We start from the raw sequence: 16,926 nt of genomic DNA on the forward strand, positions 1-16,926 counted from the left end.
GATGGGCACCGCGTCCGGGCCCACGCCCACCGCGCCCACCACCGCCTCGACGATCCGCTGCACTAGCGGCTCGTTCTGCAACAGAGCCGAACCTGCGGCCACGTTGCACACCTTCTTGGCCGGGCAGCCCATGTTGATGTCGATGATCTGCGCGCCGTTCGCCACGTTGTAGCGGGCCGCTTCGGCCATCATGGCCGGATCGGCGCCAGCGATCTGCACGGCGATCGGCTCGACCTCGCCTGCGTGGTTGGCGCGGCGCATGGTCTTTTCGCTCTTCCACAACTGCGCGTTCGAGGCGACCATTTCCGACACCGCATACCCCGCGCCCAGCCGTTTGCACAGTTGCCGGAACGGCCGGTCGGTCACGCCGGCCATGGGGGCGACGAACAGGTTGTTACGCAGATTGTGGGAGCCGAGCGTGGGCATGACGTGGACGCGCGCCTCGCCGATCATCCAATATTTGACAATCGGCGCAACGCGAAACGCGAGGGAAAACTGCTATTTTAGCGTTAACAGGTAAGCGGCACCCGCCATGTCCGTGTCGTAACCCATTAAATCTTCTATGAAAGTGCGCCGGTTCATAGAACCGGCGGTACTCACGCGGCTTGCCCGGCACTGCTCAAAAAAGCCGCAGCGCGTGACCCAACGGCACGTTCAGCGGCGCTGTCCGAACATCATCTGGCGCGCCAGCGCGGTTTTGACCGGCGGCGCGAACTCGAGCGCGGTGAGCGCGAGGCCGCGCATGATCGCAAGCGGCGCGAAGTCGAAGGTGAACAGGCGCGCGAGCGTGTCAGTGGCGCCGATCGTCATGCGCCGGTCGAGCGCGCGGCGTTGCGCGAAGGTCGCCAGCGCGAGCGGAGTCGGACCTTCCGCCGACAGCGCATCGGCGAGCGCGTGCGCATCGCGCAGGCCGAGATTCAAGCCTTGGCCCGCGACGGGATGCAATGTCTGCGCCGCATTGCCGATGGCGACGATGTGGCCGTTCACGAGCGTCTCGACCGCGTTCAGTCCCAACGGGAACGACGCGCGGCCCTTGATGTGCGTGAAGCGTCCCATGCGGTCGCCGAACGCGGCGCCGAGTTCGCGCAGGAACGCGTCGTCGGAAAGTTGCGCGCGGCGAGCGGCTTCGTCCGGCGCGCAGCACCAGACCAGCGCGTAGTCGGCGCCGCGCACGCCGCCCATCGGCAGCAACGCGATCGGACCTTGCGACGTGAAGCGCTCCCACGCCACGTGCGGCTGCGGCGCCGACACGCTGACGGTGCCGACCAGCGCGGTTTGGCCGTAGTCGCGCGAGCCTTTGCCGGCCACGCCTCCACTCGCGCTTGCAGCCGCACCTGTACCGGCTTCGGCCTTGGCGACGCTGCGGCCGTCCTCGGTCGCGTTCTTGCCATCCTCCCGCTTGCGCGTTTTCTGATCACCGAACAACCCGCCTTCGGCATTTACCAGAATGCGCGTGCGCAGCCGGCGCGTGACGCCCGCGGTTTCGATCGGCAGCGTGACGCCGTCGAGTTCCTGGACCGGTTCGGCTGCGGCCGTGGAGCGGAACCAGTGCACGGACGTGGCGCGCACCGCGTCGGCGAGACCGTGCACGATCGAACCGTAGCGCAGCACGTAACCGAGCGCGGGCAAGCCGTGCTCGCCGTGATCGATCAGCGTGCGGCCGAAGTGGCCGCGCTGTGACACATGGATGCGCTGGATCGCGGTGGCGTCGGCGGGCCAGCGCAGCGGCTCGAGAATCATGCGGCTGCCGTGCGACACGGCGATCGCGCGCGGATCGGCGATCGAATCCTCCGGCTCGCGTGCATCGATCAGCGCGACCTTCAGCGCGCGCGTCACGCTACGGTGCGCGAGCCACCCGGCGAGCGCGAGCCCGACCGGGCCGGCGCCGACGATCGTCACGTCGAAATCGAAGGAATGAGCGGCGGGCTTCAGAATCACCGTCGACGGAGAGGCGTCGTGCATGGCGGGTTACGTCCTTGTTCCGTGAGCCGCGTCACGGGCCGCGCGGGCTTCCTGCATCAGCGCCTCGATTTCGTCGGCGGCAACCGGCACGTCGCGCGTGATCAGCTCGCAGCCGTCCGCGGTGACGATCGCGTCGTCCTCGATGCGGATGCCGATGTTCCAGAAGCGCTCAGGCACCCCTTCGGCGGGCCGGATGTACAGCCCGGGCTCGATGGTCAGCGTCATCGACGGCTGCAGCGTGCGCCATGGCAGCGCGCCTGCCTCGTCGCGCGGTGCGCCGCGTTCCCGGTAGTCGCCGACATCATGCACGTCCATGCCGAGCCAGTGGCCCGTGCGGTGCATGTAGAACGGCGCGTAGGCGCGCTCGGCGATCACGTCATCGACGGACGCGAACTTCGCGCGCCCGATGATGCCCGTGTCGAGCAGCCCTTGCGCCAGCACCCGCACGGCGGCCTGGTGCGGATCGTCGAAGGTCGCGCCGGCGCGGGTCGCGTCGACGGCGGCCTGCTGCCCGGCCAGCACGATGTCGTACAGCTCGCGCTGCGCGGGCGTGAAGCGGCCGCTCGCCGGGAAGGTGCGGGTGATATCCGACGCGTAGCCGTCGAGTTCGCAGGCCGCGTCGATCAGGATCAGGTCGCCGTCCTGAGCGATCGCGTTGCCGGCCGGGTAGTGCAGCACGCAGGCGTTGGCGCCCGCCGCGACAATCGACGTATAAGCCGGCGCCTGCGCGCCGAATTTGCGGAACGTGTAGAGCAGTTCCGCTTCGAGTTCGTACTCGCGCACGCCGGGGTGGCACGCGGCCATCGCGCGCCGATGCGCGAGGGCGGAAATCTGCCCGGCCCGGCGCATGATGGCGCGCTCGTGGTCGTCCTTGACGAGCCGCATCTCGTCGAGCAGGGGCAGCAGGTCGCGTGCGGCCACAGGCGCGGCGATGCCGCTGCGGCCTTGCGCGCGCACCGCATCGAGCCAGCCGCGTACGTGTTCGTCGAGTTGTGCCGAGCTGCCGAGCGCGTAGTGCAGCGCCGGTTTGTCGGCGAGCAGTCGCGGCACTTGCGTGTCGATTTCGCTCACCGCGAAGGCGGCGTCGAAGCCAAACGCGGCGCGCGCGCCGTCGGGGCCGAAACGGAAGCCTTCCCATGTTTCGCGCTCGACGTTCTTCTCGCGGCAGAACAGCACCGATGCCGGCTCGCCGGGTGCGGCGCTGGCGTCGAGCACCAGCAGCGCCTCGGGTTCGGTGAAGCCGGTCAGATAGTAGAAGTAGCTGTCGTGCCGGAACGGATAGTCGGCGTCGCGGTTGCGCAGCGCTTCGGGTGCGGTGGGAACGATGGCGACGCCGCCGCCCGCGGCGCGCAGCGCGGCGAGTACGCGCTCGCGGCGCGTGCGATAAACGTCGATGGCGATGGTGGGTTCGGTCGGCTGGTTCATCGTGCGATTGTAGCGCCCAACGAGCGGACTTATTTTGTGCGCGCACCAGTGGTGGGACGACCGCCGCCATGTTGCAATCCGTCCACAGCGCCCCGGCGCAGTGCTTGCGAAGACGGGGCGTGACGCTCGTCAAAGCCCCCGGAGCACTTATACTTTCGCCGGATTCAGTTAAAGGCAGATGGTCATGATGAAACTCATCGGTTCGCTCGGCAGCCCCTTCGTGCGTAAAGCGCGGATCGTGCTGGCCGACAAGAAGATCGACTACGAACTGGTGCCCGAGAACGTCTGGGCGCCGGACACCCGGATTCACACGTTCAATCCGATCGGCAAAGTGCCGTGCCTCGTGATGGAAGATGGCGAAGCCGTGTTCGACTCACGGGTCATCTGCGAATACGTGGATATGCTGTCGCCGGTCGGCAAGCTGATTCCGCAGTCGGGGCGCGAACGCGTCGAAGTACGCTGCTGGGAAGCGCTCGCCGACGGCGTGCTGGACGCGGCGGTGCTGATTCGTCTCGAAGGCACGCAGCGCGCGCCCGAGCAGCGTGTCGAGGCATGGGTCGCGCGGCAGCAGCGCAAGATCGACGAAGGTCTGATCGCGATGTCGCAGGGGCTGGGCAGCAAGTCGTGGTGCGCGGGCAATCACTACACGCTCGCGGACATTGCGGTGGGCTGCGCGCTGGGTTATCTGGACTTCCGCATGGCGGGGCTCAACTGGCGCGAAGCGCACCCGAATCTGGACAAGCATTTCCAGAAGCTTTCGCTGCGGCAGTCTTTCATCGACACGGTGCCGGCGGATTGAGCGGAGCGCTCAGTCGCGGCAAGATTGCGTTCAGGCGAGCTGAAAGAGGGTGTTCAAGCTCCTGAAAGCCCGAACGAAAGCGTGCGTGCGAGTTGACGAGTCGAAAATGCGCCTGCCTGTCAGGCGCATTTTTTTGCGCGCGTGATTCGCCGCGGCGTTCGCCGGGCGGCCCGATGCCGGACCGCGCGCATGAGCCGCGCGCAAGAGCGGCGGCGCATAGGATTTTGCGCAGGTGATCCGCCACGGCGCTCGAGGCCGCACGCCGCACGCATGACCCTCTGCCCGAGGGCGGCGCGCACGATGCGGCCTGTCGCGACGGCCCGCCGCTTACCGCTTGCCGTTGCGGCGTCGCGTAATCCCCGGTCCGAACGCGAAACCGAACGCCAGCATCAGCAGCGACACCGCCAGCACGGTGTTGTTGCCGCTCGTCACATACGGCGTGTTGCCGGACGTGCCTTGCACTTTCAGGTCGAGCGAGCCGACCGTGTACGGCGTCAGACGGCCGAGCACCTGGCCGTTAGCGTCGATTGCGGCGGTCATGCCGGTATTGGTCGCGCGCAACATCGGCCGGCCGGTTTCCAGCGTACGCATGCGCGCAATTTGCAGATGCTGGTCCAGCGCGATCGTGTCGCCGAACCACGCGAGGTTGGTCGAGTTCACCAGCACGCCAGCGGGCGTTGTGCTCTCGCGGATGGTTCGCGCAATCTCTTCGCCGAAGATGTCCTCGTAGCAGATGTTCACCGCGACCGGCTGGTTGTGCACCATGAACGGCTTCTGCACCGGCGCGCCACGGAAGAAATCGCCGAGCGGAATGTTCATCAGATTGACGAACCAGCGGAAGCCCCACGGCACGAATTCGCCGAACGGCACGAGGTGATGCTTGTCGTAGCGGTACACATCATGCGAGCCGGGCGTGACGCCGAACAGGCTGTTCGTGTAGTCGACCACCTGGCCTTCCGGGGTGATCGTGCCGCCGATCGCGCCGAACAGGATCGCGCTGCCGGTCGAGTCGGAGAACTCGCGGATCGACGCCGCGAACGGCGCCGGCAATTGCTGCGCAAGCACGGGAATCGCGGTTTCCGGCGTGACGATCAGATCGGCCGGCTTCGATGTGATCATCTGCTGATACTGGTCGATCGCCGCGCGCATGCCGGCTTCCTCGAACTTCATCTCCTGCTTGACGTCGCCTTGCAGCAAGCGCACGGTCAGCGGCGCGTTGGCCGGCACGGTCCACTGGACGAGCGGCAGCAGCAGGCCGGCCGCAATCAGCGCCAGCGCGACGCCGGCCGGCACCGCGCTGCGCGCCATGCTCCGTGGCGCTGCCTGATGGCCGGGCCAGGCGTCATGGCGGCTCGCGTCTGCCGCCGCGCCGCGCGGCTCGCGTGACGACCCCGAAGACCGTTGCGGCAACAGCGCCAGTAACGCCTGTGCAATCAATGCGGCGGCCAGCGCCAGCACCCAGCCGACACCATAGACGCCCACCACCGGCGCAAATCCCGCAAACGGGCCGTCCACTTGCGCGTAACCGCTCGCGAGCCACGGAAAGCCGGTGAACACCGTGCCGCGCAACCATTCGCCGATTGACCAGGCACTCGCGAAGGCCAACGCGCCGTGCCAGGTGGGGGAGAACGGTGGGTCGTCGGCCGCCGCGCCGTTACGCGCATGACCCGCGCAGAACGACCAGATGCCCGCCGCCAGCGCCGGATAGAGTGCGAGATAGAGCGAAAACAGCACGACCGCTGCGCCCGCGAGCGGCGCGGCCATGCCGCCGTAGTCATGCATGCTGACGTACAGCCACCACACGCCGGTCATGAAATTGCCGAAGCCGAACGCACCGCCCGTCAGCGCCGCGCTTTTCCAGCCGGTGGCGCGGGTAAGCCACCCAAAGAAGAACACGAAGATCGCGAGTTGCAGCCAGCCGCCGTGCGGCGTCGGCGCGAACGACAGCGTGTTGGCCGCACCCACGGCCAGCGCGACCAGGTAATGCCAGCGCGGCAGCGTGCGGCCACGCGGTTCGTCGGCGGAGGCAGCAGGGGAAGTGCTCACGCCGCGGCGCGAACGGGAAGTCATCGGGTCGGCCATTGTTGCGCGGTCGGCGTGAGAAGTTGAAAAAGCAGGTTGGAAACTGAAGACGTGCGGGCAGCGAAGCTCAGGTCTGCACGTGCTGGGCGTCGCGCTCGCGCTGGCCGGCCAGCGGATCGCGGCGCACCAGCAGCATGTGAATCTGGCGGGCGTCGCCGCGCAGAATCTCGAAGATCAGATCGTCGAGGCGGACCTTTTCGCCGCGATGCGGCACCCGCCCGAAGTGATGCGTGACGAGCCCGCCGATGGTATCGACTTCCTCGTCCGAGTAGTGCGTGCCGAAGGCCTCGTTGAACTGCTCGATCTCGGTCAGCGCGCGCACGCGGAAGCGTCCGTCCGGCGAGGCGATGATGTTGCCGCTTTCCTCGTCGAAATCGTATTCGTCCTCGATGTCGCCGACGATCTGCTCCAGCACGTCTTCGATCGTGATCAGGCCGGCCACGCCGCCGTATTCGTCGACCACCACCGCGAGGTGATTGCGATTCACGCGGAAGTCGTGCAGCAGCACGTTCAGCCGCTTGGATTCGGGGATGAACACCGCGGGGCGCAGCATGCCGCGCACGTCGAATTCTTCTTCGGCGTAGTAGCGCAGCAGGTCTTTGGCCAGCAGCACGCCGATGATGTTGTCGCGATTGCCCTCGAAGACCGGATAGCGCGAGTGCGCTTTCTCCAGCACGTACGGAATGAATTCGGCGGGATTGTCCGCGATGTTGATCGCGTCCATTTGGGCGCGCGGCACCATGATGTCGCGCGCGCTGAGTTCGGTCACCTGGAACACGCCTTCGATCATCGATAGCGAGTCGGCGTCGATCAGGTTGCGCTCGTGCGCGTCCTGCAGAATTTCCAGAAGCTCGGCGCGCGAGTCGGGCTCGGGCGAGATGAAATCGGTCAGACGCTCGAGGAGCGAGCGCTTTTCCTGCGGTTTGTCGGTTTGGCGTCGACTGGGATACGTGTCGTTCATGGTAGTGCGCCCGGCAAGACTGGGCGCGCTGTTGCAGAGCATTAAGGATACACCAGGCACATGGCAGGACCATGTCCCGCCGGGCTGGGCGATGGGTGAAGCGGCGCCGTCGCGAGCGGCGGGGCGTGGGTCCATCCTAACTGATTACGCGCGGAAAAGCGGTGCTGGGCAAAAAAGTGATGGTTGGGCGCAAGCACGAGTGGACCGCAGGACTGCCGGCTGACAGCGCATCGGAGGCAAAAAATTCAGCGAACGTATCGCGCTCGCCAGCCTCAATACCCTCATTGCGCGCTGATTCTTAGCCGGACACGCGCCCGGATTGCCGGGCGGCGTCGCGTTCGCGGCCTTCCTCCTGGCAACGCTCCAGCAGCGCTTCGAGCGCACGGTCAGGCATGCCGCTTTCGCGCAGCGCGCGGACCGTGCGGCTGACGTAATCGAGTGTGGTGCCGTAGCGGCCGCACGCACAGCCGAACACGGTTTTGACGACCTCGTCGCGCAGCTTGCCGGTGTAGCTCGGCACGTCGCGACGCATCACGAACGCGAGCGCGTCGACGCGCCGGCCGTCGGCGAGCACGCACGGCAGCCAGGCGGGGCGATACGAACCCATTGCCATTTCACGGCGCCACAGGGCTTCGAGATGCGGCGCAGAACCCTCGGCGGCGAGCCGGAACGCGATGCCGGTGCAGGAGCCGCCGCGATCGAGCGCGAGCACGAGGCCCGGCTGTTCGGGGGTGCCGCGATTCACGCGCGACCATAGATAAAGTCCGCGGTGATAGCCGTGCACCTTCGAGCGGCTCGCCTCGACGGTGGGCAGGCCGGGATTCCAGATCAACGAGCCATAGCCGAACAGCCACAGGTCACTCTTGCGGTCCCAGTCGCGCAGCGTGCATTCGAGCGACGCGCGCAGTTCCTCGTCGCTCAGAAGCCGCGACTCGCCAAGCGCTGGCGGGTAGTCCGGGCAGGGCGTGCGGGTGTCGGCTTCAGGGGACGAGGTGCTCACAGTGTGGGTTCGAACGAGGAGAGACGTTGGCGAGAGGCGGGCGGCGCGACGATGACCGACGCCTACTGATACGGATCAGGAAACCCGAGCTTACCGAGGATCTCGGTTTCGAGCGCTTCCATCTCTTCGGCTTCTTCTTCGACCTCGTGGTCGTAACCCTGCGCGTGCAGCGCGCCGTGCACGAGCAGGTGCGCGTAGTGCGCGATCAGCGGCTTGCCCTGCTCGGCGGCTTCCTTCTCCACCACCGGGCAGCACAGGATCAGATCGCCCGTCACCGGATCGTCGTCCGATTCGGCGTACGCGAAGGTCAGCACGTTGGTCGAGTAGTCCTTGCCGCGATAGGTGCGGTTCAGCGTGCGGCCTTCTTCGGCATCGACGAAACGCACTGTCAGCTCGCCGTCCGCGAACAGCGCCGCCTTGATCCAGCCAGCCACGGTGGCGCGCGGCAGCAGCGCCTTGTGTTCCGGCCAGCCTTTGGCGGCGGGGAATTGCAGATTCAACGTCAGTTTCGGGGCGCGGCTCATGCGGTGTCGGTGCTGTGCGTGGTTGGCGTGTTTTGCGCGCGGGACGGCGGCAGTTTCAGTGCGCGCGGATTCGCGTCGATCACCGCGAATCCGCCGGACTGGCGGTTTTCTGCGAATGCGCATCGTACGCCTCCACAATTCGCGCGACCAGCGGATGCCGCACCACGTCCGCGCTCGTGAAGCGCGTGAGCGCGATGCCGCGCACGTCCGCGAGCACCTGCTGCGCTTCGATCAGCCCGCTCTTGTGACCGCGCGGCAAATCGACCTGGGTCGTGTCGCCGGTGACGACCGCCTTCGAGCCGAAGCCGATCCGCGTGAGGAACATCTTCATCTGCTCGGGCGTGGTGTTCTGCGCCTCGTCGAGGATGATGAACGCGTGGTTCAGCGTGCGCCCGCGCATGTACGCGAGCGGCGCGATTTCGATCATCTGCCGCTCGAACATCTTCGCGGTCTTGTCGAACCCGAGCAGGTCGTACAGCGCGTCGTACAAGGGGCGCAGATACGGATCGACCTTCTGCGCCAGATCGCCCGGCAGGAAGCCGAGGCGCTCGCCCGCTTCGACCGCGGGCCGCGTCAGCACGATGCGTTTGACCTGGTCGCGCTCGAGCGCATCGACCGCGCAGGCCACCGCCAGATAGGTCTTGCCGGTCCCGGCCGGGCCCACGCCGAAGGTCACGTCGTGCGAGATGATCTGCTTCAGATACTCGCGCTGCGCCGGCGTACGGCCGCGCAGATCCGCGCGCCGCGTGTACAGCTTCGGGCCGAGTTCTTCGAGGTCGTCGTCGACTGCGTCGGCGGGCTGATCGAACGGATGGTCCGGATTGCCGGGGAAACGCGGATCGCCGGCTTCGTCGCCATTGCCGTTCGGGCGATGGCGCGCCGGATGCCGCACTTCGACGAGCGCAAGCTGGATGTCGTCGACCGACAGCGGCTCGCGCGCGTTGTTATAAAAATTTTCGAGCGCGGTGAGCGCGAGCTTCGAGCCGCGCCCGCGGATCGTGATGCGGTGGCCGCGGCGCTGCAAGGTCACGTCGAGCGCCTGCTCGATCTGCCGCAGATTTTCGTCGAGCGGTCCGCAGAGGTTGGCGAGCCGCGCGTTGTCTTCGCGCGGAGCGGTGAATTCCAGATGCTGCTGAGCGGTCTTCAAGGCGGTGGGTCGATCCTGTCGGTTTCAGTACAGCTTAGTGAGTGGTGGTGGCGTCGTCATGCACCAGCACGAGCTCGCCACGCAGCGAATGCGGGTACGCGTGAACGATTTTCACGTCGACCATCTGGCCGATCAGCCGCGCGTGCGAGGCGACCGGCGCCGGGAAATTCACCACGCGGTTGTTCTCGGTGCGGCCCGCGAGTTCGTTCGGGTCCTTGCGCGCCGGGCGCTCGACCAGAATGCGCTCGATCTTGCCGACCATCGAATCGCTGATGCACTGCACGTTCTCTTCGATGGTCGCCTGCAGGTGTTGCAGACGCTTGAGCTTCACTTCGCGCGGCGTGTCGTCGTGCAGATTCGCGGCCGGCGTGCCGGGACGCGGGCTGTAGATGAACGAGAAGCTGGTGTCGTACTTCATCTCGTGCACCAACGCCATCATCTTGTCGAAGTCTTCCTGGGTCTCGCCGGGGAAGCCGACGATCATGTCCGTGGACAGCGACAGGTCCGGGCGGATCGCGCGCAGCTTGCGGATCACGGACTTGTATTCGAGTACCGTATAGCCGCGCTTCATCGCCATCAGGATGCGGTCGGAGCCGTGCTGCACCGGCAGATGCAGGTGGCTGACGAGCTTGGGCACCTTCGCGTAGGTGTCGATCAGACGCTGCGTGAATTCCTTCGGATGCGACGTGGTGTAGCGAATCCGTTCGATGCCCGGAATGTCGGCGACGTATTCGATCAGCGTCGCGAAGTCGGCGATCTCCGATGAGCCTAGCGTCAGGCCGGCACGATATGCATTGACGTTCTGGCCGAGCAGCGTGACTTCGCGCACGCCCTGGTCGGCGAGACCGGCGATTTCGGTGAGCACGTCGTCCAGAGGACGCGACACTTCCTCGCCGCGCGTGTACGGCACGACGCAATAGCTGCAGTACTTGCTGCAGCCTTCCATGATCGACACGAACGCGCTCGGGCCGTCGACGCGCGCCGGCGGCAGGTGATCGAACTTTTCGATTTCGGGGAACGTGATGTCGACTTGAGCACGGCCGCTCTCGCGGCGCTTGTCGATCATTTGCGGCAGACGGTGCAGCGTTTGCGGACCGAACACCAGATCGACGTACGGTGCGCGCGCGACGATCGACGCGCCTTCTTGGCTCGCCACACAGCCGCCCACGCCGATGATCAGATTCGGATTCGCTTCCTTCAGCTCGCGCACGCGGCCGAGGTCGGAGAAAACTTTCTCCTGCGCTTTTTCGCGCACCGAGCAGGTGTTGAAGAGGATCACGTCGGCGTCTTCCGGCGTGTCGGTCTTGACGAGCCCTTCAGCCGCGCCGAGTACGTCGACCATCTTGTCGGAGTCGTACTCGTTCATCTGGCAGCCAAAGGTCTTTACATAAACTTTCTTGGTCATCGAATTTTCGCCGGTCGCAGTGGTTGATCTGGGGGCGTCGTCTAAGAGGTGATGGGGCCGAACGTGCGGGCGGCGGGCGGAGCAGACCGCCGGGGGGCGCCTAGAGCGCTTTGGGGCGCTTTAGGGCCGCCGGAAGCCAGCGCGAGGCCTGCTGTTCGAGGCCGACTCGCGGCTCGATGCGTTGCGCCAGCGCGATCCGCACGCACGTCAGCGTAACGCAGCATTATAGCCCTTCACGGCGTGCGGGTTTCGCCGCCCGCATCGCTGCCCGGCCGCTCCGGTGGCAAGCCCAGCAGGCTTTCCAGTTCGCCCGACACCTGCGCGAAGCGCTCGCCCAGGAAATCCAGCAGCACCCGCACGCGCGGCGCCATGAAGCGGTTGCGGTGATAGAGCGCGTGCAACGGTGCATCCGGGTAACGCCACTGCGGCAGCAGGATTTTCAGGCCGTCGGCGCGCAGGTCCGCTTCCACGTCCCACATCGACTTGATCACGATGCCGTAGCCGCGCAGCGCCCATTCGCGGGCCACGGCGCCGTCGTTGGTCTCGCGAGCCGACTCCGACGGCACGGTGTAGTTCTGTTCCTCGTCGCCGCGCGTGAAGCGCCACTCGTTCGCGAGCCCCGAGGCGGTGCTCAGCACGATGCAATCGAAGTTGGCGAGGTCGTGCGGGTCTTTCGGCTCGCCCTTGCGTGCGATGTAATCCGGCGACGCGCACAGCACGCGCCGGTTCGGCGCGAGCTTGCGGGCGACCAGCGAGCTGTCCTGCGGCACGCCGAAGCGGATCGCGAGGTCGATGTCCTCTGCCACCAGATTCGCCAGCGAGTCCGATAGCGTCAGCGCGAACGTCACTTCCGGATACAGCGCGTTGAACTCGTCGAGCCAGTGCATCAGCAGATTGCGGCCAAAGTCCGAGGTCGCCGATACCCGCACCTTGCCGCGCACCACGCCTTGACCGGCTTGCAGCGCGGCTTCGGCGTCGTCGAGCGATTGCAGCGCCTGGCGGCAGCAGTTCAGGTAGAGGCGGCCTTCGTCGGTGAGCCGCAACTGACGCGTGGTGCGCTCGAAGAGGCGCGCCTTCAGCCCGCTTTCGAGCTTGGCGAGCCGCGCGCTGGCGGCGGCCGGGGTGAGCCCCATCTTGCGGCCCGCGGCCGAGAGGCTGCCTTGCTGCGCCGCTTCGACGAAGAGGCGAATGTCACCGAGGTTATCCATCGTTGGATCTTTCAAAAAACATTTGAAAATGCTTCAAATGCTACGCTAATTATCAAATTGTCGTCGTGCCCCGACAATTCACTCCTCGAAAACCCTGATGCCGCGCGCGCAGCAGCCCGCGTCACCCCGCCATGCAACTCGATCACGCAACGATCGTCACCGCCGATCTCGATACCGCCCGGCATTTCTTCGTCGAGATCGCCGGCCTGACCGAAGGCGCGCGGCCGCCATTTTCAGTGGCTGGCCACTGGCTCTATGCGAACGGCCGGCCGGTGCTGCATCTGATCGAAGCAACCGCACCCGCGCCTCGCGCGGCCGGCCGGTCAGCGCCACGCATCGACCATCTCGCTTTCCGGCTGGACGGCGCCGCTCAATGGCAGGCCTTGCTCGCGCGCCTGCACGCGGCCGGCGTCGACTACCAAACGGCGCAGGTCCCGCAGATGGGCCCGCAAGCCGCCGAACAGCAGTTGTTCGTCGCGCTGGCGGCCGGCGTCGTCATCGAATTCGTGACGGCCTTGCCGCATAGCCCACTTCACGCACGACATTAAAACTGGAGTAAAAAATGCCCATCCCATTACTGGCGCTGGCGATTAGCGCATTCGCGATCGGCACGACCGAGTTCGTCATCATGGGCCTGCTGCCCGAAGTCGCGCACGATCTGGCGGTGTCGATTCCGTCGGCGGGTTTGCTGGTGAGCGGCTATGCGCTCGGCGTCGCGGTCGGCGCGCCGCTGCTCGCAGTGGTCACCAGCAAGAGGCCGCGCAAGCTCGCGCTGCAATTGCTGATGGGTGTTTTCATCGTCGGCAATACGCTGTGCGCGGTGGCGTCGAGCTATTCGGTGCTGATGATCGCGCGCGTGGTCACCTCGTTCGCGCACGGTTCGTTCTTCGGCATCGGCGCGGTGGTGGCGGCGTCCCTCGTGCCGGCGGAGAAGCGAGCGAGCGCGATCGCGCTGATGTTCACGGGCTTGACGCTCGCGAACGTGCTCGGCGTGCCGTTCGGCACGTTCGTCGGGCAGCAGTTCGGGTGGCGCATGGCGTTCTGGATCGTCAGCGCGTTCGGCGTGTTGTCGCTGCTGGGCGTCACGGCGCTGGTGCCGAATCGCCACGACGCGGGCCCCGTCGGGCTCGGGCACGAAGTGCGCGTGCTGAAGGACCCGCAAGTATGGACCGCGCTCGCGATGACGGTGCTCGGCTTTGGCGGCGTGTTCGTCGTGTTCACTTATATCGCACCGATTCTTGAACAGGTGAGTGGCTTCTCGCCGCGCGGCGTCACGTTGATCCTCGTGCTGTTCGGCGTGGGACTGACGATCGGCAACATGGTCGGCGGCAAACTCGCGGATCGCGCGCTGATGCCTTCGCTGATGGGCATTCTCGCCGCGCTCGTGGTGGTAATGGCGCTGTTCGCGCGCACCAGTCACTCGCAGGTGGCCGCAGCGCTGACGATTTTTGTGTGGGGCATCGCCGCGTTTGCCACCGTGCCGCCGTTGCAGATGCGGGTGGTCGAGAAAGCGGCCGCGGCGCCGAATCTGGCGTCGACGCTGAACATCGGCGCGTTCAATGTCGGCAATGCGGGCGGCGCGTGGCTCGGCGGGCTGGTGATCGACCACGGCCATTCGCTCGATACGCTGCCGTGGGTGGCGGCGGCGGTCAGCGTGGCGGCGTTGCTGCTGACGTGGTTCGCCGCGCGTATGGATGCGCCGGGCGGGAGCGTGGCGCGGCGTGTAGGCGTGCACGAGCGCGTGTGATTGGCTCGGCGAACCGGCGCGCGCGCGGCTCGTGCGGCGTGCTCGCAACGGCGGTCGGCCTCGTCTTCGACGGCGAAGCCAACGCCTCTGAGGAAGAAGCGTGGCGGTGGCTGTTGACATGGTTCGCGGCGCGCACGAATTCAACGGTCTTGAGCATGGGCGTTGTGCATGAACGCGCGGTAGCGAACCAACGTGCGGCTCGGACGAGGCACAACACAGAAGAACGCCCGCGTGACAGTTCGCCATGCGCATGAACCGCCACGCGAACGCTCGACGGAAATGGTCGCCCGTCCGCACAACGCCGTGCGCCCGCCCGAACCAGCGGCGACCGCCGCCATATGAAAAATGCGCACAAGCTTTGCGCGAATCGTCCTCCGCAATGCTGATAACAGTGTGAAGATAACTTCGTTGGGCGTGGCGGGGCGCGATGCTATCTTGCTTCCACTAACCGCTTGCGCGCCGTCAGGTGGCGCTTTGGAGGCAATCATGCATTCCCCGCTCGCGCTGGTTCGCGACCCCTCGGCCGACCTCGATGCTTTGCCGCGTGCCGTCGAACCCTTCGATGCACTGGAACATCTGGTCGGCGTCAATCTCGCCCGCTTGCGCGCCGAACGGCAACTGTCGCTCGATGCGCTGGCCCGCGCGTCCGGCGTGTCGCGTGCGATGCTCGCGCAGATCGAATCGGCGCGCAGCGTGCCATCCATCAAGGTGCTGTGCAAGGTGGCGGCGGCGTTGAAGGTATCGGTGGCGGCGTTCTTGCGGCGTCACGCGACCAACGGCTTCGAGCATCTGCCCGCGGAGCGCTCGACGCGCGTCGTCAGTGCGAACGGGCGCTATTCGGCCCGGCCGCTTTATCCCGATGCCGAACCGGCTGCCGCCGAGTTTCACGAGTTGCGTATCGCACCGTTGCACACCGAAGCCGGCATCCGCCGTGCACCAGGCACGACGGTCAACCTGGTGGTCAGTGAAGGCACGCTGGAAGTCAGCGTGCACGACCAGCGCCAGTTGCTGGCGACCGGCGACGCGATCGTGTTCGACGCCGACCAGCCGCACAGTCTGCGCAATCCGGGCGACACCGAGGCGCGCGCGTTTCGCGTGACGCTGAACGCGGAGACGCCGCCGCGCTGGGACGTCCCGGCGCAGCACGAAGCGCGCGAGGGGCGGCACGAAGCCCGCCGCGCCACGCCGCACGAGGCCGCGCCGGTCTGATTGCATTTCCCCGATGCAGGCGCCTCGCGTGGGAGCCTGCATCGGACCAGTAGGGTTGCGCTGCAGGGCTCGCGCGACTGTTGTATGCTTCGCCAGCCGGTCGATCCGGCAATCAGTGCGTCTTCAGGGCGGGGCGAAATTCCCCACCGGCGGTAGGCTGGCTGCGCGAGAGCGTGAGCCGGCGAGCCCGCGAGCGCCCGCGTCGCGCGTCTTCGGAGTATCGGAGCGCACATCGGGGTCAGCAGATCTGGTGAGAAGCCAGAGCCGACGGTCAGAGTCCGGATGGAAGAAGATGTGCAGATAGTCATGTGCGTGTCCGTGGCGCCGCCCGTGGTTGGGCGGGGCGTGAGCGTCGCTTAGCGCGGCGTCCGCGGGCGCGTCGTTGTCTGTTTGCAATGCCCTGAAACGTTTTTCGCCCAACTTTTGCGATGAGCGTTTCAACTATGTCCTTTGCCACCTTTCCTGCTCCGTCGACGTTTGCGTCCGACGCATCCGCCGATCTCCCGCTGCTCGACACCGACGTTCCGCCGCGTATCGCCGCCGCATTGCAAGCGATGCGCGATGGCCGCGCCGTCGTTCTGCAAGACGACCACGACCGCGAGAACGAAGCCGATCTGATCGTGTCGGCCGAGCGTCTTTCCGTCGAAACCATGGCCTTGCTGATCCGCGAATGCAGCGGCATCGTTTGCCTGTGTCTGCCCGACGACAAGATCCGCGCGCTCGAACTGCCGCCGATGGCCGTCAACAACGAAAGCCGTCACGGCACCGCGTTCACCGTGTCGATCGAAGCACGCGAGGGCGTGACCACCGGCGTGTCCGCGCTCGATCGCGTGACGACGATTCGTGCGGCGATCGCCGATCACGCGAAGCCCGCCGACATCGTGCGTCCGGGCCACGTGTTTCCGTTGCGGGCGATGCCCGGCGGCGTGCTGGCCCGCCGCGGCCACACCGAAGGCACGGTGGACCTCGCGATTCTCGCGGGTCTGAAGCCGGCCGGCGTGCTGTGCGAACTGATGAACGCGGACGGCACGATGACGCGCGGCGCGGACGTCGAGCGCTTCGCCGCGCAACACAATCTGCCGATGCTGACGATTGCCGAACTCGTCGAGTTTCGTGAGGCGCTGGCGCAGGCGCGCGAATGCGTCGCCGACGAAGCGTAAGACGCGACACGCGTCGCGTCGTGTGAGTGCGACGTGATGGGTGCTGCAAAAACGAAAAGGCCGGTTCTGTCTCGAACCGGCCTTTTTTTGTCCGCGCCGCGTGAGTGTAAGCGGGCGACGCCTGCACAACGCTACATGACGCGTTCTGCAAACGCCGGTCCGCTACGACTGCACGTCGCCGAACTCGCCGCGCACGCCAGCTTCGATCAGCGCGGGCAGCTCATCCATGTGCCGCATGATGCGCGTCATGCCCATCTTGCGCAGCACGTCCGCATAGCCGTCGGGGATATGACTCGC

The 16,926-nt window shown here is 66.4% G+C and carries 15 protein-coding genes, 1 pseudogene and 1 riboswitch; of the genes and pseudogenes, 5 read left to right on the top strand and 11 right to left on the bottom strand.

What is annotated here, in order from left to right; genetic code table 11:
* From CIC12_RS05205 to CIC12_RS05215, 3 genes are all read right to left on the bottom strand, one after another.
* Positions 1-426: tRNA dihydrouridine synthase (locus CIC12_RS05205; protein ID WP_174771922.1), on the bottom strand; the 426-nt coding region annotated here is incomplete at its 3' end.
* Positions 427-654: 228 nt separating this feature from the next.
* Positions 655-1,962 (bottom strand): UbiH/UbiF/VisC/COQ6 family ubiquinone biosynthesis hydroxylase, encoded by a 1,308-nt coding sequence (locus CIC12_RS05210; RefSeq protein ID WP_168662804.1) that lies wholly within the window; start codon positions 1,960-1,962, stop codon positions 655-657.
* A gap of 6 nt (positions 1,963-1,968) precedes the next feature.
* The gene (locus CIC12_RS05215; protein ID WP_168662806.1) at positions 1,969-3,387 is read right to left on the bottom strand and encodes an aminopeptidase P N-terminal domain-containing protein; all 1,419 of its coding nucleotides are present in this window, start codon (positions 3,385-3,387) and stop codon (positions 1,969-1,971) included.
* Between the two features lie 184 nt (positions 3,388-3,571).
* Between CIC12_RS05215 and CIC12_RS05220 the strand changes: the two genes are divergently transcribed.
* Entirely contained in the window at positions 3,572-4,186 is a 615-nt protein-coding gene (locus tag CIC12_RS05220) for a glutathione S-transferase C-terminal domain-containing protein (RefSeq protein WP_174771920.1), read from the top strand.
* Positions 4,187-4,513: 327 nt separating this feature from the next.
* Here CIC12_RS05220 and lnt read toward each other — a convergent pair whose 3' ends face one another.
* From lnt to CIC12_RS05255, 7 genes are all read right to left on the bottom strand, one after another.
* Positions 4,514-6,268 carry an apolipoprotein N-acyltransferase gene (lnt, locus tag CIC12_RS05225; protein WP_168662810.1) on the bottom strand — a complete coding sequence of 585 codons (1,755 nt, stop codon included), beginning with the start codon at positions 6,266-6,268 and terminating at the stop codon, positions 4,514-4,516.
* A 67-nt stretch (positions 6,269-6,335) separates the two neighbouring features.
* Complete coding sequence (locus CIC12_RS05230; RefSeq protein WP_168662812.1) at positions 6,336-7,229, bottom strand: HlyC/CorC family transporter; 894 nt, start codon at positions 7,227-7,229, stop codon at positions 6,336-6,338.
* Positions 7,230-7,527: 298 nt separating this feature from the next.
* Positions 7,528-8,229: a gamma-glutamylcyclotransferase gene (locus CIC12_RS05235; protein ID WP_168662814.1), complete on the bottom strand. Its 702-nt coding sequence runs from the start codon at positions 8,227-8,229 to the stop codon at positions 7,528-7,530.
* Between the two features lie 62 nt (positions 8,230-8,291).
* Complete coding sequence (gene ybeY / locus CIC12_RS05240; protein WP_168662815.1) at positions 8,292-8,753, bottom strand: rRNA maturation RNase YbeY; 462 nt, start codon at positions 8,751-8,753, stop codon at positions 8,292-8,294.
* Between the two features lie 79 nt (positions 8,754-8,832).
* On the bottom strand, positions 8,833-9,900 hold the full coding sequence (locus CIC12_RS05245; RefSeq protein ID WP_168662817.1) for a PhoH family protein: 1,068 nt from the start codon (positions 9,898-9,900) through the stop codon (positions 8,833-8,835).
* Positions 9,901-9,934: 34 nt separating this feature from the next.
* Positions 9,935-11,305 carry a tRNA (N6-isopentenyl adenosine(37)-C2)-methylthiotransferase MiaB gene (gene miaB, locus CIC12_RS05250; RefSeq protein WP_168662819.1) on the bottom strand — a complete coding sequence of 457 codons (1,371 nt, stop codon included), beginning with the start codon at positions 11,303-11,305 and terminating at the stop codon, positions 9,935-9,937.
* Between the two features lie 233 nt (positions 11,306-11,538).
* Positions 11,539-12,513: a LysR family transcriptional regulator gene (locus CIC12_RS05255; protein ID WP_168662822.1), complete on the bottom strand. Its 975-nt coding sequence runs from the start codon at positions 12,511-12,513 to the stop codon at positions 11,539-11,541.
* A gap of 131 nt (positions 12,514-12,644) precedes the next feature.
* Here CIC12_RS05255 and CIC12_RS05260 point away from each other — a divergent pair, with 131 nt between their 5' ends.
* The 4 genes from CIC12_RS05260 to ribB all read left to right on the top strand — a co-directional run bounded on the left by CIC12_RS05260 (position 12,645) and on the right by ribB (position 16,629).
* Positions 12,645-13,061 (top strand): VOC family protein, encoded by a 417-nt coding sequence (locus CIC12_RS05260; protein ID WP_168662823.1) that lies wholly within the window; start codon positions 12,645-12,647, stop codon positions 13,059-13,061.
* Between the two features lie 14 nt (positions 13,062-13,075).
* Positions 13,076-14,260, top strand: coding sequence for an MFS transporter (locus tag CIC12_RS05265; protein ID WP_168662825.1), 1,185 nt, complete (start codon positions 13,076-13,078; stop codon positions 14,258-14,260).
* Between the two features lie 486 nt (positions 14,261-14,746).
* A complete protein-coding gene (locus CIC12_RS05270; RefSeq protein ID WP_168662827.1) occupies positions 14,747-15,469 on the top strand; it encodes a helix-turn-helix domain-containing protein in 723 nt (240 codons plus the stop codon).
* A 115-nt stretch (positions 15,470-15,584) separates the two neighbouring features.
* Positions 15,585-15,767, top strand: a riboswitch (FMN riboswitch).
* A gap of 145 nt (positions 15,768-15,912) precedes the next feature.
* The gene (gene ribB / locus CIC12_RS05275; RefSeq protein ID WP_174771921.1) at positions 15,913-16,629 is read left to right on the top strand and encodes a 3,4-dihydroxy-2-butanone-4-phosphate synthase; all 717 of its coding nucleotides are present in this window, start codon (positions 15,913-15,915) and stop codon (positions 16,627-16,629) included.
* A gap of 162 nt (positions 16,630-16,791) precedes the next feature.
* On the opposite strand, the pseudogene CIC12_RS05280 reads toward ribB, so the two are convergent.
* A pseudogene (locus CIC12_RS05280) lies at positions 16,792-16,926 on the bottom strand (HAD family hydrolase); the annotation flags it as partial.

This window comes from Paraburkholderia sp. SG-MS1 (assembly GCF_012275575.1).
Classification (GTDB): Bacteria; Pseudomonadota; Gammaproteobacteria; order Burkholderiales; family Burkholderiaceae; genus Paraburkholderia.